The organism is Nocardiopsis sp. iso_237 (assembly GCF_056173345.1).
Genome location: NZ_CM149669.1, coordinates 5,056,517 through 5,078,705, shown reverse-complemented (window position 1 = coordinate 5,078,705; position 22,189 = coordinate 5,056,517). Strand labels below are relative to the sequence as shown.

The window sequence follows — 22,189 nt, the reverse complement described above, 5'->3', positions numbered from 1 at the left end:
CCGGGCGGTTGTGGACGACCCCGCCGCCCCGCATCCGACCGGCGGGGACGACCTTCGCGACACGGTCCGCCGAGGTCACGAAGCATGGTGTGTGACCACCGTGCATGCCCTAGCTTTGTTGGTGGACGTTCCTTCGGACAGCCTGTGGAGGAGACGAGTGCGTACCGACACCGAACACGCTCCCGGGAGGCCGGGGCACGCCCCCGGCCGCTTCGCCCTCGGAGCCGCCGGTTGTGCCATCACCCTGTTCAGCGGGGCCGCCTGCGCGACGACGGACGACACGGAGCCCGCGCAGGGAACCGTCGGCAACCCCGTCCAGCTGGGCGACGTGCAGACCGTGGAACGTGAGGACCTGGAGGCGGTCTTCGCCGAGGCCGGGGTGAACGGGACGTTCGTGCTCTTCGACGCCGGTGACCGGTCCGCCGTCGTGGTGAACCCGGAGCAGGCCGACGAGCGCGCCGTGCCCGCGTCCACCTTCAAGCTGCCCAACACGCTGATCGCCCTCCAGACCGGCGAGGTGTCCGACGTCGACGAGGCGATCTCCCCCGAGTCCGGCGACGAGCTGAGCCTGCGCGAGGCCCTGCCCACCTCCGACGTCCCGGTGCACCAGGAGGTCGCGGACCGGATCGGGTACGAGCGCATGTCCACCTGGGTGGACCGTTTCGACTACGGCAACCGGAACGTCGGCGAGGAGGGGGCGATGGACCGGTTCTGGCTGGAGGGCCCCCTGGAGATCTCCGCGCTGGAGCAGGCCACCTTCGTCGCGGAACTGGCCCGCGAGGAACTGCCCGTGGACGTCCAGCACCAGCGCGCCCTGCGCGACCTGCTGCTGGTCGAGGAGGGGCCGGACCACCAGCTCTTCGGCCGGACCGGCCTGGGCGTGGACGTGGACCCGGTGCCCGGCTGGTGGGTGGGCTGGGTCGAGCGGGGCTCCGACCTGCACACCTTCGCGCTCCGCCTGGAGGTCGAGGACGAGGAGGACGCCGAGCTGCGCGAGTCGCTGGGCCGTGAGCTCCTGGTCGCCCTGGACGTCCTCCCGGCGGCCTAGCGCCCCGGGCCCTACGGGTCGCCGGGGGACCGGAGCTGGACCGGCACCGACCGCACGAAGCGCTGGTCGGCGTCGGTCACCCCGCCCATGAACTTGAACGTGCGCAGCGTCATCCGGCGGTCCGCGATGCGCAGCCCCGGCAGCTCCTCCAGCAACCTGCGCTCCACCCGGGTGAGGTCGGGGGCGTCGCGCAGCCACAGGATGAACAGGGTGTTCTCCGGACCCGCGATGGTCGTGCACAGACGCACCTCGGGGATGCGTTCCCCCAGGTCGGGCACACCGTCCAAGACGCTCGGGTCCACCGTGCCCCACAGGGTGGCGGCGCTCGGCCACCCCATGTGCGCCCGGGAGATGTCGCAGCGCAGCCCGAGGAGGCCGTCGCGCAGCAGTCGGTTGATCCGCCGCGCGGCGGTGGTGGGCGCGACGTCGAGGCGGTCGGCGATGGCCTGGTAGCCCAGCCGCGCGTCCCAGCACAGCAGGTCCACGATGTCCTGGTCGAGCTCGGTGACGCGTTCGTCGCCCACCGGGGCGCGCAGGGTGGGGGAGAGGGCGCGCAGACGGCGCCGCTGCCCGGGTGACAGGGCGCGGACCTGCCACAGGTAGGCCTCCCTGGGTACCTCGGTCACGACGTGCACCCGGTAGGAGACCACGTCGGGGATGCCGCCCACCCAGTTGAGCAGGTAGTCCGCCAGCCCACCGCCGGGCACCACGGTGAGCATGAGCTGGTGGGACCCGGCCACGAACTGGATGCTCAGGGTGTCGCGGTCCTCGGCCAGCGCAGCCGCCACCCGCTCCACCGATCCGTTGCGGCAGCTCAGCTCCACGTAGCTGAGGTGCCGACGGGCCATCACCCGGCGGCGGGGGAACGCCGCTATGCGGGCCAGCCCCTCGTCCTCCAACCTCTTCCAACGGCGGGCGAGCGTGGTGGGGTCCGCGTCCAGCACGGGCCCGAGCTCGGCCCAGGTGGCCCTGGGGGCCAGCTGGAGCGCGTTGATCAGGGACAGGTCGAACTCGTTGGGCATGCTCGATTCCGGCAGAATCCACCTCCTCCATAGCGGTTTCCGGCGATTTCCGAAGGCTACCGGAGCATCCACGTAGGTTTCCGCAAGATCAGAAGCGCGGCTCTGAGCTGCGAGTCCTCGGTTGGATGCGCGCCGTCGCGTCCGGGTGGCCGCGTCGCGGCGCCGGGACCGGGTGCGGGGAGAAAGGTGGCGTCGATGGCCTCGGCTGTCAGGACCCTCGTGGTCCACAACGGAACCGTGATCGACGGGACCGGAGAGGGTCCCCGCCACGACTGGGCACTGGTCCTGCGTGACGGACGGATCGACTGGATCGGCCCCGCCGACCAGGCGCCGCACGTCGGCGAGCCCCACGAGAGGGTCGACGCGGCCGGGGGCACGATCCTCCCGGGCTTCGTCGACACCCACGTGCACATGACCATGTCCGGCGACGGCATGAACCCCGCCGACCTGATCGACCAGCCCCCGCACTACGGCTACTTCACCGCCATCCCGCGCCTGGGGGCCACCCTCGACGCGGGGGTCACCAGCGTCCGCGACCTGGCCGGGCTCGACCAGGCCGTGGTCCGCGCCGTCGACGAGGGCATCGTCCCCGGCCCGCGCGTCACCACCGCCTACCGGGCCCTCGGCCCCACCGGCGGCCACGGCGACTTCCGTACCTGCTGCGGCTTCGACTACGGCACGGTCCTGGGCCCGGACGGGGCCGTCTCGATCAACACCGACGGTCCGGCCGAGGCCCTGCGCGCCACCCGTGAGGTGATGCGCAAGGGCGCCAGGGTCATCAAGGTGATGGCCAGCGGCGGCGTGTGGAGCCCCCAGGACACCCCCTGGCACGACGGCCTCAACGTCGAGGAGATGTCCGTGATCGTGCGCGAGGCGGCCAGCCACGACATCCCGGTGGCCGCCCACGCGCAGAGCGCCCGTAGCATCCGCAACGCCCTCACCGCCGGGGTCACCAGCGTGGAACACGGCTACGAGATCGACGAGCGCGGTATCGAGCTCATGCTGGAGAACGGCGCCTACCTGGTGCCCACCCTGTCCACCGCCACCACCCCGCCCGACCCCGCGAAGTCGGCCGACTACGCGGTGGCCAAGAAGCTCAAGCTCCAGGAACACCTCAGCGAGAACATCACCGCCGCCGTCCGGGCCGGGGTCCGTGTGGCCCTCGGCACCGACTCGGGCATCTGCCAGCACGGCCGCAACCTGCGCGAACTCGCCCTGCTGGTGGAGCACGGCATGAGCCCCATGGGCGCCCTGCTCGCCGGAACCCGCGACGCCGCCGCGCTCCTCGGGCTGAGCGGGCAGATCGGCACCCTCGAACCCGGCAAGCGCGCCGACGTCGTCGTCTGCTCGGGGGACCCCCTCGCGGACATCACCCTGCCCGGCGACCCCGACAACGTCACCGTGGTCATCAAGGACGGCGCGGTCCACAAGGACACGGCCCGCACCCGACCGGGCACCGCGAACTGACCCCCCCGGGACCCACCCCGACCCCTTCATCCCAGAGGTGACCCATGAGCACCCCACGCTCCCACCAGGCCGTCGGCGGCCCCGGCCGCTCCGCGCCCCGCCCCGGGTTCTTCGCCCGCGTGCTGGACGGCATCGAGCGCGTCGGCAACCGGATCCCCGACCCGTTCGTCCTCTTCCTCCTGCTCTTCGCGATCGTCGCCGTGGCGTCCACGGTCATGGCGTCGGTCGGCACCACCTACGAGGTGCCCGGCAGCGACGAGGGCGAACAGGCCATCAACGGTTTCCTCACGTCTGACGGCCTGACCTGGCTGACCACGAACCTGGTCCCCAACTTCATCGGCTTCCCGCCCCTGGGCGTGGTCCTGACCGTCCTGCTCGGTGTCGGCCTCGCCCAGCGGACCGGCCTGCTCAACGCGCTGGTCCGCAGGGCCTTCGCCGGAGCGCCCCAGTGGCTGCTCCCCTACGTGGTCGCTCTGGTCGCGGTCTCCGGCAGCATCATGAGCGACGCCGCGATGGTGGTCATCCCGCCGCTGGCCGCGATGGTGTTCAAGGCGGCGGGCCGCCATCCCGTCGCCGGACTCATGGGCGGCTTCGCGGTGGCCACCGCCGCGTTCAGTTGCAGCCCCTTCATCACCAGCACCGACGCCCTGCTGTCCGGCATCAGCCAGACGGCCGCCGCCTCCGTGGGGATGGGCACCACCGTCACACCGGTCTCCAACCACTTCCTCACGTTCACCATCGCGGTCCTGCTCAGCCTGGTCGGCGGCCTGCTCATCGACAGGGTCCTCGAACCCGCGCTGGAGCGCGGCGGGGTCACCCGCGAACAGGTCGGCGCCGAGGACGCGGGCGACGCGGAGGACCGCCCCGACATGCGGATGGACCCGGTCCTGACGCGGTCCGAGACGCTCGGTCTGCGCTGGTCCGGCGTGGCGCTGCTGGTGACCGTCGCGGCGGTGCTGTCGGTGACCCTGCCCGCGAACGCGCCCCTGCGCAACGGGGAAGGCACCTTCCTGCCGGAGTCCCCGCTGCTCAGCTCGGTGGTCTTCCTGGTCTTCCTGACCCTGGCCGTCCCGGCCGTGGTCTACGGCCTGGCCACACGGACCATCAGCAGAGGAGCCGACGTCCCCCGCATGATGGGCCACACGGTCAGGGAGATGTCCGGCTTCATCGTCCTGGCCTTCGTCATGGCCCAGTTCCTGGAGCTGTTCAACTGGACCGGGGTGTCCACCTGGATCGCGATCCGGGGCGCGCAGGGCCTGGAGGCCACGGGTTTCACCGGGTTCGGGGCCATCCTCTGCTTCATTGTGCTGGCGTTCCTGATCAACCTCTTCATCATCTCGGGCTCGGCCCAGTGGGCCCTGTTCGCCGCGGTGTTCGTCCCGATGTTCGCGCTCATCGGCTTCGAGCCCGGATTCGTCCAGGCGGCCTTCCGGATCGGTGACTCCACCTCGAACGTGCTGTCGCCGCTCAGCCCCTACGTGGTGATCATCCTCGGCTTCCTGCGCCAGTACGAGCCCAGGGCGGGCATCGGCACGGTCATCGCGCGTGCCCTTCCCTTCTCCCTGGTCTTCCTGGTGCTGTGGACCGGAGTCCTCGCCGTGTTCTACTTCGGCGGACTGCCCGTCGGCCCCGGCATGTACCCGCACATCTAGGTCGCGGGCCCGGGGGACCGGGCCCGCCTCCCGCACGCACAACGACGCAAGGAGACCGCCCATGACCCGCGCCAGGACCCTCTACCGGGACCTCACCCTCATCGACGGCACCGGAGCCGCACCGGTCACCGACGCCGCCGTGCTGGTCGAGGACGGGCTGATCGCCTACGCGGGGCCCGCCGCCGACGCGCCCGAGCCCCGCCCCGAGGACACCGTGGAGAGCCTGGGCGGTCGCACCCTGCTGCCCGGGTTCATCGACACCCACGTGCACTTCGGGTTCTCCGACAGCCGGGCCCTGGCCAGCAACAACGCGGCCGTCTCCCGCAGCCTGCACGCCTTCGAGTCCGCCGAGCGGATGCGGGTCACCCTGGAGGCGGGCGTCACCGGCGCCCGCGACCTGGGCGGGGCCGACTCCGGGTTCCGCGTCGCGCAGGAACGCGGGCTGATCCGCGGGCCGCGCCTGAGCATGGCGCTGCGCCTGATGAGCCACACCGGCGGCCACGCCGACTTCACGCTGCCCTCCGGCGCCAACCCGCACGACTGCGAGCACACCGCGGCCGAGATCGCGGACTCCCCGCAGGAGGTCCGGGTGGCCACCCGCAGACTGGTCCGGGACGGCGCCGACGTCATCAAGGTGTGCGCCACCGGCGGGCTCTCCAGCCCCTCGGACGGGCCCACCGACGAGGGGATCACGGAGGAGGAGATCGCCGTGATCGTGGCCGAGACCGCCAAGCACGGCGGGCGGCCGGTCGCGGCGCACGCCCAGGGCGCGGCGGGGATCAGGAACGCGGTGCGCGGTGGTGTTGCCAGCGTCGAGCACGGCTACCTGATCGACGACGAGGGCATCGACCTCATGCTGGAGCGCGGCACCTTCCTCGTACCGACCCTGACCACGTTCGACTTCGAGGACCGGGTCCACCTGATGACCCGGAAGGCGATCGACACCAAGCGGGCCCTGGCCGAGGAGACCTACCGCCGGATCTCCCACGCGGTCAGCCGAGGGGTGCGGGTCGCGATGGGTACCGACGCCGGCATCTCCGAGCACGGCCGCAACCTGCGCGAACTCGCCCAGCTGGTGTCCGTGGGACTGTCACCGATGGAGGCGATCCAGGCGGGGACGGGCAACGCCGCCGAACTGGTGGGCACCGCCGACCGGACGGGCACGGTCGAGGCGGGCAAGTTCGCCGACCTCGTGGTGTGCGAGGGCGACCCCCTCGCTGACATCTCACTGCTGGGTGACCGCGCCAACGTGGTGCTGGTCGTCCAGGGCGGCGAGGTCGTCAAGGACACCCGGGCCTGACCCGGGTCCCCGACCGACCCGGGCTCCGCCTCGGGCGGACACCCGGGCCGACGGGACGGGCCCGGCACGCCGTCCTCGTGCCGGGCCCGCGTACGCCGGGAGTCAGGCGGCGTTCTTGCGGCGCTGGCGGACCGCCTCGGCCAGGTTCTCCAGCACGCCCTCGGTGGTCTCCCAGCTCATGCACTTGTCGGTGATGGACTGGCCGTAGGTGAGCTGGGCCGGGTCACCCAGCTTCTGGGCGCCCTCCTCGATGAAGCTCTCCAGCATGACGCCGACGATCCCCCTCTGGCCCTCGGCCACCTGGGCGGCGATCTCCCGGGCCACACCCGCCTGGCGGACGTGGTCCTTGCCGCTGTTGGCGTGGCTGGCGTCGATCATCAGGCGGCGCGGCAGCTTGGAGCCCTCGAGCACGTCCAGGGCGGAGGCGACCGAGGCGGGGTCGTGGTTGGGGCCGCCGCGCCCGCCGCGCAGGATCACGTGGCAGTCCGGGTTGCCGTCGGTGACCACGACCGAACCGGTGCCGGCCGGGTCCACACCGAAGAACGTGTGGGAGGCGGCGGCTGCGCCCACGGCGTCCACGGCCACCTGTACGTCGCCGTCGGTGCCGTTCTTGAAGCCGACGGGGGTGCTCAGACCGCTGCTGAGCTGGCGGTGCACCTGGCTCTCGGTGGTGCGGGCGCCGATCGCGCCCCAGGAGACCACGTCCGCGATGTACTGCGGGGTGATCGGGTCCAGGAACTCGGTCCCGGCGGGCAGCCCGAGGGCGTTGATGTCGATCAGCAGCTCACGCGCGGTGCGCAGTCCCCGGTGCACGTCGTAGGTGTCGTCCAGACCGGGGTCGTTGATCAGGCCCTTCCAGCCGACCGTGGTGCGCGGCTTCTCGAAGTACACGCGCATGACCACGCACAGCTCGCCGCTGACCGACGGCACGAGGTCGCGCAGGCGACGCGCGTAGTCCAGGGCCGACTCGGTGTCGTGCACCGAGCAGGGGCCGACGACCACGAGGAGGCGGTCGTCGCCGCCGTCCAGGACGCGCTTGACCTCGGCGCGCGAGCTCTCCACGAGGGCGGTGCTCTCCTCGCTCATGGGGAGCTCAGCGAGCAGGTCCTGGGGGGCGATGAGCGGTTTGTAGCTCGCCACCCGTGTGTCGTTGGTGCTCGTCATCGTTTCCCCTGGTCCCATCACGTCGATCGCCTGGCGGCAGATGCTCGTGCCGCACCACGACCGTAGCGCGGTCCGCCGGGGCGGACACGGTCGCGGTGGGAATTGGACCGTGAATCCGGGGATGGGAAAGGCCACACCGGCGCATTCCGCGGGAAGACGTCCCAACCCGCGAGACACAATGGCCCGGTCGCCATTTCCGTCGGGCGCCGTACCGCCCCGCGGGGTCAGTCCTTCAGACCCGGGAGGTCCTCCTCCCAGTACTCGCGGGGGTTGCGCACGCCGTCCGCGACCGTGCCGCGCTCCTCCTCGGCACGGCGCAGCCGGACCCGCCGGATCTTGCCCGACACGGTCTTGGGCAGCTCGGTGAACTCCAGGCGGCGGACCCTCTTGTGGGGTGAGAGGCGTTCCCGGGCGTACTCAAGGATGGCGCGGGCGGTGAGGGCGTCGGCCGCCACACCCTCGGCCAGGGTCACGTACGCCTTGGCCACCGACAGCCGCAGCGGGTCCGGCGAGGGCACCACGGCGGCCTCGGCCACGTATTCGTGCTCGAGCAGAACGCTTTCCAGCTCAAATGGTGAGATGCGGTAATCCGAGGCCTTGAACACGTCGTCGGATCGGCCGATATAGGTAATGGAACCGCGCGAATCCCGCTTGGCGATGTCGCCGGTGCGGTACAGCCCGCGCCGCGTCGCCTCCCGTGCGTCGCCGGAGGCGTCGGCGTAGCCGCTCATCACCCCCACGGGGCGGTCGGCCAGGTCCACGCAGATCTCACCGGTGTCCGAGGGCTCCTCCGTCTCCGGGTCGATCAGGACGACGTCGTAGCCGGGCATGGGCCGCCCCATGGACCCCGGAACCACCTCCTGGCCGGGACCGTTGCCGACGAGCAGGGTGGTCTCGGTCTGCCCGAACCCGTCCCGTACCGAGAGCCCCCACACCTGGCGCACGTACTCCACGATCCGCGGGTTGAGCGGCTCCCCCGCCGCCACGACCTCCCGCAGCGGTACCTTCCAGGCCCCCAGATCCGCCTGGACCAGCATCCGCCACACCGTGGGCGGCGCGCACATCGTGTGCGCCCCGCACCGCACCGCCGCGTCCAGCAGGGTCGCCGGGTCGAATCGCTCCTGGTTCACCACCAGCACCGTGGCCTCGGCGTTCCACGGCGCGAACACACTGCTGTAGGCGTGCTTGGCCCAACCCGGGGCGGACACGTTCAGGTGCACGTCTCCGGGCTGGACCCCCAACCAGTACATGGTGGACAGGTGCCCCACGGGGTAGGAGCTCTGGGTGTGGGTGACCAGCTTCGGGCGGGCCGTGGTGCCGGACGTGAAGTACAGCAGCAGGGGGTCGTCCGGGTCGGTGGGGCTGGGCTGGGTGAAGTCCAGCCCCGAGTGCTCCGAGTCCGGGTAGCTGAGCCACCCGTCCATGTAGCCCACGCAGATCCTGGTCCAGTGGCCGCGCAGGAGCTCGAACCGCTCGGTGTGCTCCGGCGAGCAGATCACGTGCGCGACCTCACCCCGCTCCAGCCGGTCCACCAGGTCGGCGTCGGACAGGTTGGTGGCGGTCGGCGTGACCACCGCACCCAGTTTGACGGCGGCGAGCAGGGTCTCCCACAGCTCGACCTGGTTGCCGAGCATGAGCATGATCCGGTCGCCCGGGTGCACCCCCTGGCCGATCAGCCAGTTCGCCACCTGGTTGGAGCGCTCGGACATCTGGCGGTACGTGTGGTGCGTCTCGGTCCCGTCCGCCTCCACCAGCCACAGCGCGGTGCGGTCCGGTCGGGTGGCGGCGACGTGGTCGAAGTGGTCCAGCGCCCAGTTGAACCGTTCCGGCCGGGGCCACGTGAACTCCCGGTGGGCCGTCTCCTGGTCCTCCCGGTGCTGTAGGAGCAGGTCCCGCGCGGCGCGGAACTCCCGTGCCCCCTCGGACATCTCGTGCGACATCGAAGGCCTCCGGTTCGGGGGCGGCGCGCGGTGCGCACCTCCCACGGGCTCCCGGCCACCGGACGGGTGGCGGGACGAGGTGTGCCCCGGTTCTACCCGGAACCGGACATCCCGACCCATCGTCGCGTCGGTCCCGGCACTGGTCGGGCGCCTTGAGACGTGGAAACCGGGGATGTCCGCCCGGCACGGGCACCTCTAGGATGGTCTGCCATGGAGGAACTGCACGGACACCACGCCATCTGGCGCTTCGACGAGGAGACGGTGCGGATCGGTTTCGGTACCGGCCGCAAGGTCCCGGCCCTGTTCAAGGCGCTGGGCCACTGCTCCGTACCGCTGAGCGCCGTACGCGACGTGGAGTTCGACCCGGGCGACCGCAAGCAGGGGTGGCGGCTCCGGCTGCGCCTGGTGGAGGGGGCCGACCCCTACGCGCCCCTGGAGACCGCGGGCGGCTCCGGGGCCGCCACGCCCCTGGTCCTGACCGGCCCGCACGAGCGCGAGCTGGTCGCGGAGTACTGCGCCGACCGGATCACCGAGTCGGCCCGCTACGCCCGCGAGACCCGCTCCTCCCCGCTCGACCTGGCGCAGGTCGCCAGGGCCCTCGTGGTGGGGCTGCCCTACCAGGCCCGCACCGGAGAGGGCTCCGTGTCGTTCGACGGCGAACGGGTGCGGCTGGTGTGGGACGGCTGGATGGCCAGTACCGCCAAGGGCCAGGAGAAGTCGCGTGAGTTCCCCTTCTCCGAGATCGACTCCGTCCAGTGGTTCCCCCAGCGCGACTTCGACGAGGGCTTCCTCCGGGTCGTGCTGCGCGGGGTGACCATGCCCGAGGCCTCAGGCCTGGAGAACGACTTCTTCACCCTGGCCTCGCACGGCCTCAAGGGCAGCGAGGAGAGCCTGTTGATGGCCGCCACCGTCAACACCCACATCGCCCTCGCCGGGGAGGAGGCCGCCGACGAACCGTCCGGGGAAGCCCCCGCGCTGGAGGCGGCGCCCCCCGCCGAGGGCAGCGACGAGATCTTCGCCAAGATCCGCGAGCTCGGCAGCCTCCACGCCGAGGGGCTGCTGACCGACAGCGAGTTCAGCAGCAAGAAGGCCGAGCTCCTCGACCGGCTCTGACTCCCAGCCACCACCACGAAAGGGCCACGCCTTGCGCACCTTGTACCCGCCCATCGAGCCGTACGACTCGGGCATGCTCGACGCCGGTAACGGACACCGCGTCTACTGGGAACTGTGCGGAAACCCGACGGGCAAGCCGGTGGTGTTCCTGCACGGCGGCCCGGGCGGCGGCTGCACCCCCGACCACCGTCGGCTCTTCGACCCGGAGAAGTACCGCATCCTCCTGTTCGACCAGCGCAACTGCGGCCGGTCCACCCCGCACGCCAGCCGTATGGACTCCGACCTGTCCACCAACACCACGTGGTCGCTGGTCGAGGACATCGAGCGGCTGCGCGAGATGATCGGCGTGGAGGCCTGGCAGGTCTTCGGCGGTTCCTGGGGCAGCTGCCTGGCCCTGGCCTACGCCCAGAAGCACCCGGACCGCGTCACCGAGCTGATCGTGCGCGGCATCTTCACGCTGCGCGACCAGGAACTGCGCTGGTTCTACCAGGAGGGCGCCTCGAACCTCTTCCCGGACCTGTGGGAGTCCTACCTGGAGCCCATCCCGGAGGAGGAGCGGGACGACCTGATCGGCGCCTACGCCCGCCGCCTGGAGTCCCCGGACCGCGAGGTGCGCCTGGAGGCGGCCCGCGCGTGGAGCGTGTGGGAGGGCTCGACGATCACGCTGCGGCCCAACCCGGCGCTGCGCGAGCACCACGCCGACGAGGACTACGCGCTGGCCTTCGCCCGGATCGAGAACCACTACTTCCACAACAAGGGGTTCCTCACCCCCGAGCAGCTCATCGAGGGCGCCGCGAGTATCCGGCACATCCCCGGCGTGATCATCCAGGGGCGCTACGACGTGTGCACCCCGGTGCGCACCGCCCACGACCTGCACCGTGCCTGGCCGGAGGCGGACTTCCACATCGTCGACGACGCGGGCCACGCCTTCAGCGAGCCCGGCATCCTCGACCTCCTCATCGAGGCCACCGACCGCTTCGCCAAGTAGCGGGTGGGGGTCGCGCCCGACCGGGCGCGACCCCCTGTGGTGTTCCGGAACCGCGCAGTCGGCGCGGTCGGAGGCGGCTCCCCCGAAGTCGTGAGCGGGGCGCGGGCGCGCTCACGGGAGAGGTTCCCGGCACCGGTCTCGTCGGAGTACGACAGGCGCGCGACCGGCCCGCGTCACGCGGGGCCGCCATGTGACGTCGGTCTCTCCCGGGCGGTTGGTGGCTAGGGTGTTGCCACCCGCAGACCCCCAAGGGCCCACGGCCCAGGAGAGAAGGACGACATGCGAGTAGAGGTCGACTACGACCAGTGCGAGAGCAACGCCCTGTGCATGGCCGCCGCCCCCGAGGTGTTCGAGGTCAGGGACGACGACTTCCTGTACCTCCTGACCGAGGAGCCGGGCGAGGAGCTTCGCGAGAAGGTCCTCAAGGCGCAGCGGCTCTGCCCCAAGCAGGCCATCACCGTGACGGGGTGACCCCCGCCGCGGCCAGGGCCTCGTCCCAGGTGGTGGGCTTCTCCAACAGGCCGCGGTAACGCATGGTGCGTGGGGTGGAGCGCAGCCCGAGCACACCGGTGAGCATCCCCCCACGCCCCAGGAACGCGACGAACTTTCGGTCCTCCGGTGACCCGTGCACGAAGGTGACCTGATCGGCGGGCGCGCCCTGTCCCAGGAGCTGGATCTTCTTCCGGTACTGGTCAGACCAGAAATAGGGCACCGGGGTGAACGGCGTCCGCCCCGACCCGGCGAGCAGGTTGCGGGCGGCCGCCTCCCCCTGCTCGCTCGCGTTGGTCCAGTGCTCCAGCCGGATCCGGCCGCCGTAGCGCGGGTGCGGCCAGTTGGCCAGGTCACCGACCGCGTACACGTTCGGCACGGAGGTCTCGGAGTACTCGTCGCACACCACCGACCCGTCGTCGAACAGCTCGACCCCCGAACCGCGCAGCCACTCGGTGTTCAGGTGCACGCCCACACCGGCCACCACCAGGGAGGCGTCGATCGTGGAGCCGTCCGCCAACCGGACCCGCTCCACCCGGCCCGCCCCCTCGAACGCGCGCACACCCACGCCGAGGCGCACGTCCACGCCGTTCTCCCGGTGCAGGTCGGTGAGGATCCCACCGATCCGGGGGTCGACCACCCGGGTCAGCGGGGTGGTCGCCGCCTCGATCAGGGTGACCTCCATGCCCACCGCGCGGGCGCTCGCGGCCACCTCGGCGCCGACGAACCCGGCGCCGACCACCACCAGGTGCCCGGAGGAGTCGAAGGCAGCCCGGACCGCCTCGGCGTCGTCCAGGGTGCGCAGGACGTGCACCCCCGCCAGGTCGGTGTCCGGACGCCGGGCCCGTGCCCCGGTGGCCACGATCAGCCCGTCGTAGCGCAGCGCACCCTCCTCTCCCGGTCCCTGGACGCGCACCTCCCGCGCGGCCGGGTCCAGCCCGACCACCCGGGTGTTGGGGCGAAAGTCCAGGTCGAGGCCGTCGATGACGGAGTCCTCGCGCAGCTGGAGCCCACGGTGCCCGACCAGCCAGCCCGGGCCCCCGTTGGCCGGGTCCAGTCCGACACCGGTCAGCGCCTCCTTGGACAGCGGGGGTCGGGAGTAGGGCCGGTGGGCCTCCTCGCCGACCAGGGTCAGACGCCCCTCGAAGCCCCGCTCCCGCAGGGCCTCGGCGGCATGCAGACCAGCCATGCCCGCACCGGCGATGACGATCTCGTTCAGGGTGTCCGACACCGTTCTCTTCTCTCCTTCAGCCGTCCCGTCGTCACGGGAGACCAGTCACAGTCCACGTCCGTCCCAGTGAACCCGCCGCTGTCCCCAACCAGTCCTGGAACCCCCTACAGGGCCCGGACCTCACCCACCTTCGCCCCGCCACCGTTCACCGGTGTGGTCAGGCGGTCGTTGACCGCGCTGACGTCCACGCCCAGGGCGCTCAGGGCGGTCAGGCCGACCACCACCCGCGAGCGCTCCTCGGCGTCGCCGTCGCTGATCTTGACCGCGACGGTCTCACCGGTGGGGGCGTTGAGCACGAGGACGCCGTCCGCTCCGATCTTGGAGACCAGGCCGGGCATCCGGGTCATGAGGTCGGTGTCGACGCGCTCGGGGCCGGAGACGTACTCGGGGTGCGCGCTCATCGCCTCGACGATCCTGCGCTCGTGGGTGCCCTCGGGGGACAGGCGCATCCCCTGGACGCCGCGGGCCAGACCGGTGAGGGTGACGGCGAGTTGGGGCGCGCCGCAGCCGTCGACGGCGGTGTGGGCGACGGTCTCCCCGCACATGTCCTCGGTGGCCTCGCGTACGAGCAGCTGGAGGGGGTGCTCGGGGTCGAGGTAGTCGTCCGTGCTCCACCCCTGGGCGACGCAGGCGGCGAGCATGCCCGCGTGCTTGCCGGAACAGTTCATGTACCGGGACTCGGGTTCGCGTCCGGCCGCGACGAACGCCCGGCGGGCGGCGGGGGCGCCGGGAACGGCGGGCGGGCACCGGAGGGCGTCGGCGGTGAGCCCCACGGAGGCCAGGATGCTCTCCGCCTCGGCGGCGTGGAACTCCTCGCCGCCGTGGCTGCCCGCGGCGATCGCCAGGGAGGGGCCCTCCAGCCGGGCGCCCGCGCGGAGCATGGCCAGTGCCTGGAAGGGCTTGGCGGAGGAGCGGGGGAACATGGGGTCGTGCACGGGGCCGCGCGCGTAGGCGATCTCACCGTCGGCGGAGAGACCGATCACCGCTCCGTAGTGCACGCCCTCACGCATTCCGGACCGGACGACCTCGGCCAGGGGGGCGTAGCTGGGCAGCGGTGGCTGGTTCATGCGGCTTCTCCTCGCCGTTGAGGCTGTGCGGTTCGTGCCCGTTGGTGCCGGGCACGCGTCAAAACGTACACACACCCCTCCTTCTTCCCGTTCGGCGGTGTGCGGTCCGTGGGGCCGTGTACGCGGGGGCGGCCGGTGTCGGGCACGGGCAGTAAGGTCGTGAGCCGACGTTGATCGACCACAGGGAGTAGGGACAGACGATGGGAACGCTGCGGACGGGCGCACTGACCCGGAGAAGGGTCGGCACGCGGGCGGCGGACCTGGAGTACGCGGTACTCGACGTCGAGACGACCGGGCTGGACCCGCGCGAGGGCGCGCGGTTGGTGGAGATCGCGGTGGTGCGGGTACGCGGGGACGGCACCCTCGTGGAGGAGTTCAGCACCCTGGTGGACCCCCGGGCGCCCCTCAGCGGGCAGGAGTTCCACGGGATCGGGGAGGGCGACGTCATCGGCGCCCCGCGTGCGGAGACGATCGTCCCGCGCGTCTCCCAGCTGCTCTCCGGCGCCGTGGTGGTCTGTCACAACCTGGACTTCGAGGAGCGCTTCCTCACCTCGGAGCTGGTGCCCGCCGGGCTGCCGCGCGGGCTGTCGGGGCTGTGCACGCTGCGCGCGCTCCGTTCCCAGCTGGACCTGCCGCGCTACTCGCTGCCGCGCGCCACCCACCTGCTCAGCGGGGAGTGGCCCACGGGCCAGCACACCGCGCTCGGTGACGCGCGCGCGTGCGCCCGGCTGCTCGTGGAGATGATCGCGAACGCCCCCGGCGAGCTGCGCTACACCGGACCGGAGCCGCGTGTGCTCCGGGCCGACGTGTCGTCGGTGGGGGAGGGGTCGGACGAGCCGGTGCGCTGGAAGCCCCGGACCACGCCCCTGCCCGGCGGCCTGACTCCCCTGAACCCCTGGAACGCGCGCTGGCGCGGGAGCGAGCTGGACGCCGCGCTGTGCGGGGGCGCCTTCCGTGAGACCGAGCGGGCGGTCGCGGAGTCCGCCGCGCGGCGCGGGTCCCGGATGCGGAGCCGGGTGGCCACGGCCGCGGCGGTGACCGGAGGGATCGCGGCCACCGTCGCGGGCGGGCTCCTGGTGCGTCTGGCCGGAGGGCGCGGCGGCCGCCGGGGCCGCGCGAGCTGAACCGGCCGGTGCGGACCGGTGCGGTCAGAGACCGGACAGGCTGAGGAAGAACGCCACGATCAGCGCGCTCCCGCCGACCGCGGTGAACAGGGCGCGACCCTGTTCGGTCAGTCGGGCGGAGACCAGGCGTACCCGTGGGGGCACGCTGGTGCGCTGCGCCGTGGCGACCCCACCGGCGGAGCGTGGATCGGGCAGGCGTCCGGGCACGTAGCGGGGCACCTTGTTGAAGAGGGCGAGCGACACCAGGGCGGCGCCGACGGCGATCAGCGTGAGGGACACGAGGAGGAGGGCCTAACGGGTCTCGGCGGCGGTCGGACGGGTACGCCCGGGTGGGGGTCGGGCAGTGCGGGTCGTTCCCCGCTTCCGAAGCCTTCATGCCGCAGGGTGATGGCCGCTAACGGCCACCACCCGGTTAGAACCTGACCCTTATGACTGAGGGTGTTTCAGTTGGAACTCTGTGTGTTCGACTGGGGGTCGGAGGGGAGGATCGTGTCCACGGTTTCGGTCCGCACGCCGAGGGCGCGGAGCACGAAACGGGTCACCAGGGTGTGGGTGCCGTCGATGTCGACCTCGCCGTTGACCAGGGGCAGCCGCTGCGAGCCCACCATGGACAGGGTCAGTCCCGCGACGCGCTCGGCGGGCAGGCGGTCGAACTCCCCGGCGGCGCTGCCCTCCTCCAGGATCTCGGTGAGCAGGCGCTGCATCGGGGCCACGTGCGCGGCCAGCGCCTGGTAGGCGTCGGGTCCCAGGCTGGCGCCCAGCTCGGCGGCGGGCGGGTGCGGGTGCGCGACGATGCCTTCCAGCTGGAGGCGGACGAAGGCTGACAGGCGGCGGGCGGCCGAGACCCCCGAGGGGAGCTCGCGCTTGTAGCGTTCGACGAACGCGTTGCTGACCTGCTCGGTGAAGGCGAGGAGCAGCGCGGGCTTGTCCGGGAAGTAGTTGTACAACGCGGTGCGGGTGATGCCCGCCGCGTTGGCCACGTCGGTCATGGAGATGCGGTCGATCCCCTGTGACCTGGTCAGCTCCTCGACCGCGTCCATGATGCGCTCCCGTGTGCGGGCACGGTGAGCGGCGATGGTCGGAGCCGTGATCTTGGGCATGACTCCTATGGTGGCACGCCAGGGGAGTGCCGGACGTTCTCCCGGGCGTGCGGCAGGGGGAGGCGGGAACGGGTCAGGCGTGGCGCCTGCCGAGGTCCGCGAGCACCTCGGTGTTGAGTTGGTAGGCGAGCCGGGTCTCCCGGAGGAGGAAGTCGGCGGTGCGCTCGTCGAGGTCGAGGGAGTCGAGGCGCTCCCGGTACCCGGTACGGAACTTCGGCAGGCTGCCCAGGGCGTCGAAGACGTAGAAGGCCACGCCCGCGTCGTCGGTGAGGCCGTACGCCCTGGCAGCGATCCGCCGGATGAACTGCCCGCCGGAGACGTCGCCCAGATAGCGGGTGTAGTGGTGTGCCACGAACCCCGCCGGGTGGTCGGCCATCTGCTCGATGCGCGCCACGTAGGTCCGGGTGGCCGGGGTCGGGGAGACGCGGTCGCGCCAGTCGGCGCCGAGCAGGTGGGCGAGGTCGGTCTCCAGTGCGGGGACGCGCTCCAGCTCGGGGTAGCGGAAGCGGCCCGCGACGGGGTCCTCGGCCAGGTCGCGGCCGACCCGCTCCAGGGCCACGTACGCGAAGTAGTGCTGGGCGACCATCGCCGTGTATCCGTCGAGGGGGAGTTCGCCCTCGGTGAGGGCCCTGGTGAAGCCGTGGTGTTCGGCGGCCGCGTGGTCGTTCCAGGTGGCGGCCTTCAGCCGCGCGGAGAACGGTTCGGCCGAGGGGTCGACCGCGGTGGGGGCTTCGGCCGTGGCGCTCATGGTCACCTTCACCTCTCTTTCCGGAATCTTTATGACATGATGTCATTTAGGTGGTTCGGGTTGTCAAGATGGATACGACACTGTGTCAGAAAAAACGTGACACAACGCCCACTCGAAGTGTCCTGTGTCACTGCGTTCACGTGCCTGCGCACGCGCATCTGCACGCGCTGACCACCTGCGCGACCCCTCAGCCACGCCGGGCCCCCTCGCCCGCCCGGCCCCCGCGACACGCCCGAACCAGAGTGGTTCCGCCCCCCGGCGTTGGATGTGTCTCGTCTCGTCTGCTGGTCAACTGGTCGCCGGGGCGTTTATCGTTTGGGTGTCGTGCGGTCCGAACCACCGGTGTGACCCGAGGCCAACGCCTCGGGTACGCGGCGTGACGGACTCCCACGGCCCCGTGGACCTTGAGGCGATGAGTGGATACCAGGAGAACAGGGCACGATCACGTGACAGTGATCGGCGACGACGCGGCCCGAGCCGCCGACGGCGCTGCGACACACGGCAGCGCCGCCCTGGGTGACGACACCGTTCTGGACGACCGGGTGGAGGCTACCGTCGAATCAGTTGACGTCCTGCTGATCGAAGACGACCCCGGGGACGCCTTCCTCGCCGAGGAACTCCTCGCGGACACCGCGCTGACCACCAGGATCACCTGGGTCTCCACGCTGGCGGCCGCCCGCGAGCACCTCACCGGCTTCCGCGGCTGCGTGCTGCTGGACCTCAACCTCCCGGACGGGCACGGCCTCGGCCTCCTGCGCGAGGTCCTCGAGGGCGCGCCCTCCGCCGCCGTCGTCGTCTTCACCGGCCTCGACGACGAACACGAGGGCATCGCCGCGGTCGCTGCGGGAGCCCAGGACTACCTGGTCAAGGGCCAGGTGGACGGCTCCCTGCTGGCCCGCAGCCTGCGTTACTCCCTCGAACGGCGCCGCGCCGACGAGAACGCCCGCCAGCTGCGCGAGGCCCGCATGCGCGCCCGCGAGAACATGCGCCTGGAACGGGGCCTGCTGCCCCAGGTCCTGCTCGACAGCTCGCCCCTGAGCCACCGCGCCTACTACCGCCCCGGCCGCAAGCGCGCGCTGGTCGGCGGCGACTTCTACGACGCGGTCGAGAAGGACGGCACCACCCACGTCATCATCGGTGACGTCAGCGGCCACGGGCCCGACGAGGCCGCCCTCGGCGTCAGCCTGCGCATCGCCTGGCGCACCCTGGTCATGAGCGGGGTCGCCGAGAAGCGCGTCCTGCCCAACCTGGAGGACCTCCTGGTGAGCGAGCGCGCCCAGGAGGAGATGTACGCGACGCTGTGCATGATCAGCCTCGACAGCGGCAGCGACCGCGCCCGAGTGCGCGTCCTCGGACACCCGCCGCCCATGATCGTCCGGGACGGCGTCGCGGAGGAGATCCAGGCCGTCCCGCAGCCGCCCCTGGGCGTGTTCCCCGTCGACCAGGACGAGTCGACCGAGGTGGTCCTGCCCGAGGGCTCCAGCATGCTCTTCTACACCGACGGCCTGGTCGACGCCTACGACGGCGGGCCGCCCGCCCGCCTGGAGGTCGCGGGCCTGCGCCGGATGGTGAACGGGGTCCTCAGCCAGGGCGTGGCCCTGTACAACCTGCCCGAACACCTGGTGGACGAGGCCGAACGCAGCAACGGCGGCCCGCTCCAGGACGACGTGGCGATGCTGCTCATCAACCACGGAGAGCCGCAGTGAGCCCCTCCGGGGAGGAACACCGCACCATGGACACCGACTCCCGGACCGGAGACCACGACGGGGAACCGGACGAGGGGGCCCGGACGTCCGTCGGCGGAGCCCCGTTCGTGAACGCCTCCCCGCACGAGCGCGTCCACTCCAGCCGCCACTCCTGGAGCCTGCGCCGCAGGGTCACCAGCCTGCTGACGGTGGTCGCCGTCGTCCTCGTGGTGGCCGTCTCGGTCATCACCCTCGCGGCCTTCCAGGCCAGGGACTCCCTGGTGCTCCAGGTCGACTCCCTGACCCCCGGGCTGAGCACCGTCGAGCAGACCCGCTCGGCCTACCTCAGCCAGGACCACGCCCTCCGCGGCTACATCCTCACCGGCGACCGCGACTTCCTCCAGCCCTTCGTCGAGCAGCGCATGTCGCTCGCGGAGCACCGGAGCGCCCTGGCCACGCTGGCCGAGGAGAACCCGGACATCGCGCCGAAGGTCAACGAGCTCATCGAGGCCGGGGACGTCTGGAGCGAGCAGTTCGCCGAACCCGTCCTGGAGGAGGTCCGCAGCGGCGAGACCCCCACCCAGGAGGACCTCCAGCGCGGACGGGTGCTCTTCCTGGAACTGAACCGGGCCGCCGACGCCACCACCAACCACCTCACCAACGAGATCCAGGAGGCCCAGAGCGGCCTCACCCTGGCCACCCAGCAGGTCGTGGCCCTGCTGGTGCTCGTCGGTCTGGTCGTGGTGTTCCTGTCGGTGTTCCTGTGGGTCATGCTCCAGCAGTGGGTGCTGCGGCCCCTGGAGGAACTGGCCGGGCACATGCGCCAGGTCTCCGAGGGCTACTACGCGCACCGCATCTCGCTGCACGGGCCGCCCGAGATCGTCCAGCTCGGCCACGACGTGGACGCCATGCGCGAGCGCATCGTGCAGGACCTCGACGAGGTCGCCTCCGCGCGCCGCAAGCTCCAGGAGCAGTCCACCCTCCTGGAACACCAGACCGAGGAGCTGCGCCGGTCCAACCTGGAGCTGGAGCAGTTCGCCTACGTCGCCTCGCACGACCTCCAGGAGCCGCTGCGCAAGGTGGCCAGCTTCTGTCAGCTGCTCCAGCGCCGGTACCACGGCCAGCTGGACGAGCGCGCCGACTCCTACATCGACTTCGCGGTCGAGGGCGCCAAGCGCATGCAGACGCTCATCAACGACCTGCTGGCCTTCTCCCGGGTTGGGAGGACGAAGAACTTCGCGCCGGTCGACCTCAACGTGGCCCTGGACGACGCCCTGAGTAGTCTGGAGACGCGTCTGGAGGAGGCGGGCGCCGAGATCTCCGGCGACACCCTGCCCACCGTCCAGGGCGACCGCACCCTGCTCACCCAGGTCTTCTTCAACCTGGTCGGCAACGCCGTCAAGTTCCGAGGCGAGGACGCCCCCGAGGTGCGCCTGAGCGTCGAGCGCCAGGGCGACGAGTGGGTCTTCTGCTGCTCCGACAACGGCATCGGTATCGAACCGCAGTACGCCGAGCGGATCTTCGTCATCTTCCAGCGCCTGCACACCCGGGAGAAGTACACCGGCACCGGCATCGGCCTGGCCATGTGCAAGAAGATCGTGGAGTTCCACGGCGGCCGCATGTGGCTCGACACGGGCGCCGAGAACCCCGAAGGGTCCGAAACCACCGACGACACGGACTCCGGGCGGACCGGAACCCGCATATGCTGGACCCTGCCCGTAGACATCGAGGCGGAGAAGGAAGAGTCGGTTGCCGTGGAGGGAACCGAACCGACCGACGACGTCGATAACGGTGTCGAGGGCACCGAGGTCGCCGAGCCCGCCCCCACGGACGAGGCACCGACGGCCACACGAGAGTCCGGCGGCACCGAGCCGGAGACCGGTTCCCCCACGGGCAGTGACGCCGAGGGGGATCCGAGTCCCCTGCCCGGCGGCGCTGGCGGTACGGTTCCACCCGGTCACGGGGCGGGGCCCGTATAGGGGTCTGGAAGCTTGAGCGAGGTCATGTTGGTGCATCCCATTGAGGTGCTGCTGGTCGAGGACGATCCCGGTGACGTCCTGATGACCAAGGAGGCGTTCGAGGAACACAAGCTGGGCAACCGCCTGCACGTGGTCTCGGACGGCGTCGAGGCGCTCCGCTTCCTGCGTCGCGAGGGCGAGTTCGCCGACGCGCCCCGGCCCCACCTGATCCTTCTCGACCTCAACCTGCCGCGCAAGGACGGCAGGGAGGTCCTGGAGGAGGTCAAGAACGACGACGACCTGGCACACATCCCCGTCGTCGTGCTCACGACCTCGGAGGCCGAGGAGGACGTGCTGCGCAGCTACCGCCTGCACGCCAACGCCTACGTGCCCAAGCCCGTGGACTTCGAGCAGTTCATCAGGGTCGTGCGGCAGATCGACGACTTCTTCGTGACCGTGGTCAGGCTGCCCAAGGGCTGATCCGTGAACGGACCGGGGACGGAACCGTCACTCACCGCGCCGGATCGGGTGGGTGTGGCGGTTTTTCGTTACGGTAAGGGGCATGAGCCTGCCGGAACCGCGTGACCCCACTGGTCCCTACCGTGTCAGCGTCGTGTGCCTGGGCAACATCTGCCGATCGCCCATGGCCGAGAAGGTGCTCACCGCCGACCTCGAACGCGCCGGAATGAACGACCTCGTCCGGGTCGACAGCTCCGGCACGGGCGAATGGCACATCGGGGACGGGATGGACTCCCGCGCCGCCGCCACCCTGCGCGTGCACGGGTACCTCACCCACCACACCGCCCGCCAGTTCCACCCCGAGGACCTGGCCACCCGGGACCTCGTCCTGGCCATGGACCTGGACAACCTCGACGACCTGCGCGGGGTCGTCGACGAACGCGGGCCCGAACTCGGCTTCGACCCCTCCCGACTGTTCCTGTTCCGCTCGTTCGCGCCGGGCGGGGGCCCCAACCCGGAGGTCCCCGACCCCTACTACGGCGGAGACGACGGGTTCACCGCCGTCCTGAACATGGTCGAGGCCGCCTCCAAGGGCCTCACCGGGGAACTCGTCGCCCGGTTGCGGGGCTAGTCG

The 22,189-nt window shown here is 71.4% G+C and carries 20 protein-coding genes; 12 read left to right on the top strand and 8 right to left on the bottom strand.

What is annotated here, in order from left to right; translation table 11 throughout:
- The first annotated feature begins 157 nt into the window (after positions 1-157).
- Positions 158-1,048 carry a penicillin-binding transpeptidase domain-containing protein gene (locus tag AC0VYM_RS22885; RefSeq protein WP_475455431.1) on the top strand — a complete coding sequence of 297 codons (891 nt, stop codon included), beginning with the start codon at positions 158-160 and terminating at the stop codon, positions 1,046-1,048.
- A gap of 11 nt (positions 1,049-1,059) precedes the next feature.
- Here the strand turns inward: AC0VYM_RS22885 and AC0VYM_RS22880 are convergent, their stop codons facing one another.
- The gene (locus AC0VYM_RS22880; RefSeq protein WP_475455429.1) at positions 1,060-2,070 is read right to left on the bottom strand and encodes an Lrp/AsnC family transcriptional regulator; all 1,011 of its coding nucleotides are present in this window, start codon (positions 2,068-2,070) and stop codon (positions 1,060-1,062) included.
- A gap of 195 nt (positions 2,071-2,265) precedes the next feature.
- Between AC0VYM_RS22880 and AC0VYM_RS22875 the strand changes: the two genes are divergently transcribed.
- From AC0VYM_RS22875 to AC0VYM_RS22865, 3 genes are all read left to right on the top strand, one after another.
- Complete coding sequence (locus AC0VYM_RS22875; protein ID WP_475455427.1) at positions 2,266-3,537, top strand: metal-dependent hydrolase family protein; 1,272 nt, start codon at positions 2,266-2,268, stop codon at positions 3,535-3,537.
- 44 nt (positions 3,538-3,581) lie between these two features.
- Positions 3,582-5,189, top strand: a complete 1,608-nt coding sequence (locus AC0VYM_RS22870; protein ID WP_475455425.1) for an AbgT family transporter — start codon at positions 3,582-3,584, stop codon at positions 5,187-5,189.
- Positions 5,190-5,250: 61 nt separating this feature from the next.
- On the top strand, positions 5,251-6,489 hold the full coding sequence (locus tag AC0VYM_RS22865) for a metal-dependent hydrolase family protein (RefSeq protein WP_475455423.1): 1,239 nt from the start codon (positions 5,251-5,253) through the stop codon (positions 6,487-6,489).
- Positions 6,490-6,591: 102 nt separating this feature from the next.
- Here the strand turns inward: AC0VYM_RS22865 and AC0VYM_RS22860 are convergent, their stop codons facing one another.
- Together AC0VYM_RS22860 and AC0VYM_RS22855 are read right to left on the bottom strand one after the other, a co-directional pair.
- Complete coding sequence (locus AC0VYM_RS22860; RefSeq protein WP_475455421.1) at positions 6,592-7,653, bottom strand: 3-deoxy-7-phosphoheptulonate synthase; 1,062 nt, start codon at positions 7,651-7,653, stop codon at positions 6,592-6,594.
- 224 nt (positions 7,654-7,877) lie between these two features.
- Entirely contained in the window at positions 7,878-9,593 is a 1,716-nt protein-coding gene (locus AC0VYM_RS22855) for an AMP-binding protein (RefSeq protein ID WP_475455419.1), read from the bottom strand.
- 210 nt (positions 9,594-9,803) lie between these two features.
- On the opposite strand from AC0VYM_RS22855, the gene AC0VYM_RS22850 reads away from it, so the two are divergent.
- The 3 genes from AC0VYM_RS22850 to AC0VYM_RS22840 all read left to right on the top strand — a co-directional run bounded on the left by AC0VYM_RS22850 (position 9,804) and on the right by AC0VYM_RS22840 (position 12,165).
- Positions 9,804-10,706, top strand: coding sequence for a DUF4429 domain-containing protein (locus AC0VYM_RS22850; RefSeq protein WP_475455417.1), 903 nt, complete (start codon positions 9,804-9,806; stop codon positions 10,704-10,706).
- A gap of 31 nt (positions 10,707-10,737) precedes the next feature.
- Positions 10,738-11,694 (top strand): prolyl aminopeptidase, encoded by a 957-nt coding sequence (pip, locus tag AC0VYM_RS22845; RefSeq protein ID WP_475455415.1) that lies wholly within the window; start codon positions 10,738-10,740, stop codon positions 11,692-11,694.
- A 279-nt stretch (positions 11,695-11,973) separates the two neighbouring features.
- Positions 11,974-12,165: a ferredoxin gene (locus tag AC0VYM_RS22840; RefSeq protein WP_475455413.1), complete on the top strand. Its 192-nt coding sequence runs from the start codon at positions 11,974-11,976 to the stop codon at positions 12,163-12,165.
- Here AC0VYM_RS22840 and AC0VYM_RS22835 read toward each other — a convergent pair.
- Complete coding sequence (locus AC0VYM_RS22835) at positions 12,149-13,414, bottom strand: NAD(P)/FAD-dependent oxidoreductase (protein WP_475455411.1); 1,266 nt, start codon at positions 13,412-13,414, stop codon at positions 12,149-12,151. The genes AC0VYM_RS22840 and AC0VYM_RS22835 overlap by 17 nt on opposite strands.
- 104 nt (positions 13,415-13,518) lie before the next feature.
- Positions 13,519-14,481: an asparaginase gene (locus AC0VYM_RS22830; RefSeq protein ID WP_475455409.1), complete on the bottom strand. Its 963-nt coding sequence runs from the start codon at positions 14,479-14,481 to the stop codon at positions 13,519-13,521.
- A 200-nt stretch (positions 14,482-14,681) separates the two neighbouring features.
- On the opposite strand from AC0VYM_RS22830, the gene AC0VYM_RS22825 reads away from it, so the two are divergent.
- A complete protein-coding gene (locus AC0VYM_RS22825; RefSeq protein ID WP_475455407.1) occupies positions 14,682-15,605 on the top strand; it encodes a 3'-5' exonuclease in 924 nt (307 codons plus the stop codon).
- A gap of 24 nt (positions 15,606-15,629) precedes the next feature.
- On the opposite strand, the gene AC0VYM_RS22820 is transcribed toward AC0VYM_RS22825, so the two are convergent.
- From AC0VYM_RS22820 to AC0VYM_RS22810, 3 genes are all read right to left on the bottom strand, one after another.
- Entirely contained in the window at positions 15,630-15,884 is a 255-nt protein-coding gene (locus tag AC0VYM_RS22820; protein WP_475455405.1) for a hypothetical protein, read from the bottom strand.
- Positions 15,885-16,048: 164 nt separating this feature from the next.
- Positions 16,049-16,705 (bottom strand): TetR/AcrR family transcriptional regulator, encoded by a 657-nt coding sequence (locus AC0VYM_RS22815; RefSeq protein ID WP_475455404.1) that lies wholly within the window; start codon positions 16,703-16,705, stop codon positions 16,049-16,051.
- A 73-nt stretch (positions 16,706-16,778) separates the two neighbouring features.
- Entirely contained in the window at positions 16,779-17,453 is a 675-nt protein-coding gene (locus tag AC0VYM_RS22810) for a biliverdin-producing heme oxygenase (RefSeq protein WP_475455402.1), read from the bottom strand.
- Positions 17,454-17,899: 446 nt separating this feature from the next.
- On the opposite strand from AC0VYM_RS22810, the gene AC0VYM_RS22805 reads away from it, so the two are divergent.
- The 4 genes from AC0VYM_RS22805 to AC0VYM_RS22790 all read left to right on the top strand — a co-directional run bounded on the left by AC0VYM_RS22805 (position 17,900) and on the right by AC0VYM_RS22790 (position 22,186).
- Positions 17,900-19,159 carry a PP2C family protein-serine/threonine phosphatase gene (locus AC0VYM_RS22805; RefSeq protein ID WP_475455400.1) on the top strand — a complete coding sequence of 420 codons (1,260 nt, stop codon included), beginning with the start codon at positions 17,900-17,902 and terminating at the stop codon, positions 19,157-19,159.
- A 26-nt stretch (positions 19,160-19,185) separates the two neighbouring features.
- Complete coding sequence (locus AC0VYM_RS22800) at positions 19,186-21,117, top strand: sensor histidine kinase (protein ID WP_475455398.1); 1,932 nt, start codon at positions 19,186-19,188, stop codon at positions 21,115-21,117.
- 24 nt (positions 21,118-21,141) lie between these two features.
- Entirely contained in the window at positions 21,142-21,576 is a 435-nt protein-coding gene (locus tag AC0VYM_RS22795) for a response regulator (protein ID WP_026129711.1), read from the top strand.
- An 82-nt stretch (positions 21,577-21,658) separates the two neighbouring features.
- Positions 21,659-22,186 (top strand): low molecular weight protein-tyrosine-phosphatase, encoded by a 528-nt coding sequence (locus AC0VYM_RS22790; protein WP_475455396.1) that lies wholly within the window; start codon positions 21,659-21,661, stop codon positions 22,184-22,186.
- Positions 22,187-22,189: the final 3 nt, after the last annotated feature.

What these genes read in the sequence shown, in the direction of transcription:
- AC0VYM_RS22815 (WP_475455404.1), bottom strand. Translation starts at nt 16,705, where the DNA reads ATGCCCAAGATCACGGCTCCGACCATCGCCGCTCACCGTGCCCGCACA.
- AC0VYM_RS22830 (WP_475455409.1), bottom strand. Translation starts at nt 14,481, where the DNA reads ATGAACCAGCCACCGCTGCCCAGCTACGCCCCCCTGGCCGAGGTCGTC.
- AC0VYM_RS22790 (WP_475455396.1), top strand. Translation starts at nt 21,659, where the DNA reads ATGAGCCTGCCGGAACCGCGTGACCCCACTGGTCCCTACCGTGTCAGC.
- AC0VYM_RS22800 (WP_475455398.1), top strand. Translation starts at nt 19,186, where the DNA reads ATGGACACCGACTCCCGGACCGGAGACCACGACGGGGAACCGGACGAG.
- AC0VYM_RS22875 (WP_475455427.1), top strand. Translation starts at nt 2,266, where the DNA reads ATGGCCTCGGCTGTCAGGACCCTCGTGGTCCACAACGGAACCGTGATC.
- AC0VYM_RS22795 (WP_026129711.1), top strand. Translation starts at nt 21,142, where the DNA reads ATGTTGGTGCATCCCATTGAGGTGCTGCTGGTCGAGGACGATCCCGGT.
- AC0VYM_RS22850 (WP_475455417.1), top strand. Translation starts at nt 9,804, where the DNA reads ATGGAGGAACTGCACGGACACCACGCCATCTGGCGCTTCGACGAGGAG.
- AC0VYM_RS22855 (WP_475455419.1), bottom strand. Translation starts at nt 9,593, where the DNA reads ATGTCGCACGAGATGTCCGAGGGGGCACGGGAGTTCCGCGCCGCGCGG.
- AC0VYM_RS22825 (WP_475455407.1), top strand. Translation starts at nt 14,682, where the DNA reads ATGGGAACGCTGCGGACGGGCGCACTGACCCGGAGAAGGGTCGGCACG.
- AC0VYM_RS22840 (WP_475455413.1), top strand. Translation starts at nt 11,974, where the DNA reads ATGCGAGTAGAGGTCGACTACGACCAGTGCGAGAGCAACGCCCTGTGC.
- AC0VYM_RS22810 (WP_475455402.1), bottom strand. Translation starts at nt 17,453, where the DNA reads ATGAGCGCCACGGCCGAAGCCCCCACCGCGGTCGACCCCTCGGCCGAA.
- AC0VYM_RS22880 (WP_475455429.1), bottom strand. Translation starts at nt 2,070, where the DNA reads ATGCCCAACGAGTTCGACCTGTCCCTGATCAACGCGCTCCAGCTGGCC.
- AC0VYM_RS22870 (WP_475455425.1), top strand. Translation starts at nt 3,582, where the DNA reads ATGAGCACCCCACGCTCCCACCAGGCCGTCGGCGGCCCCGGCCGCTCC.
- AC0VYM_RS22860 (WP_475455421.1), bottom strand. Translation starts at nt 7,653, where the DNA reads ATGACGAGCACCAACGACACACGGGTGGCGAGCTACAAACCGCTCATC.
- AC0VYM_RS22865 (WP_475455423.1), top strand. Translation starts at nt 5,251, where the DNA reads ATGACCCGCGCCAGGACCCTCTACCGGGACCTCACCCTCATCGACGGC.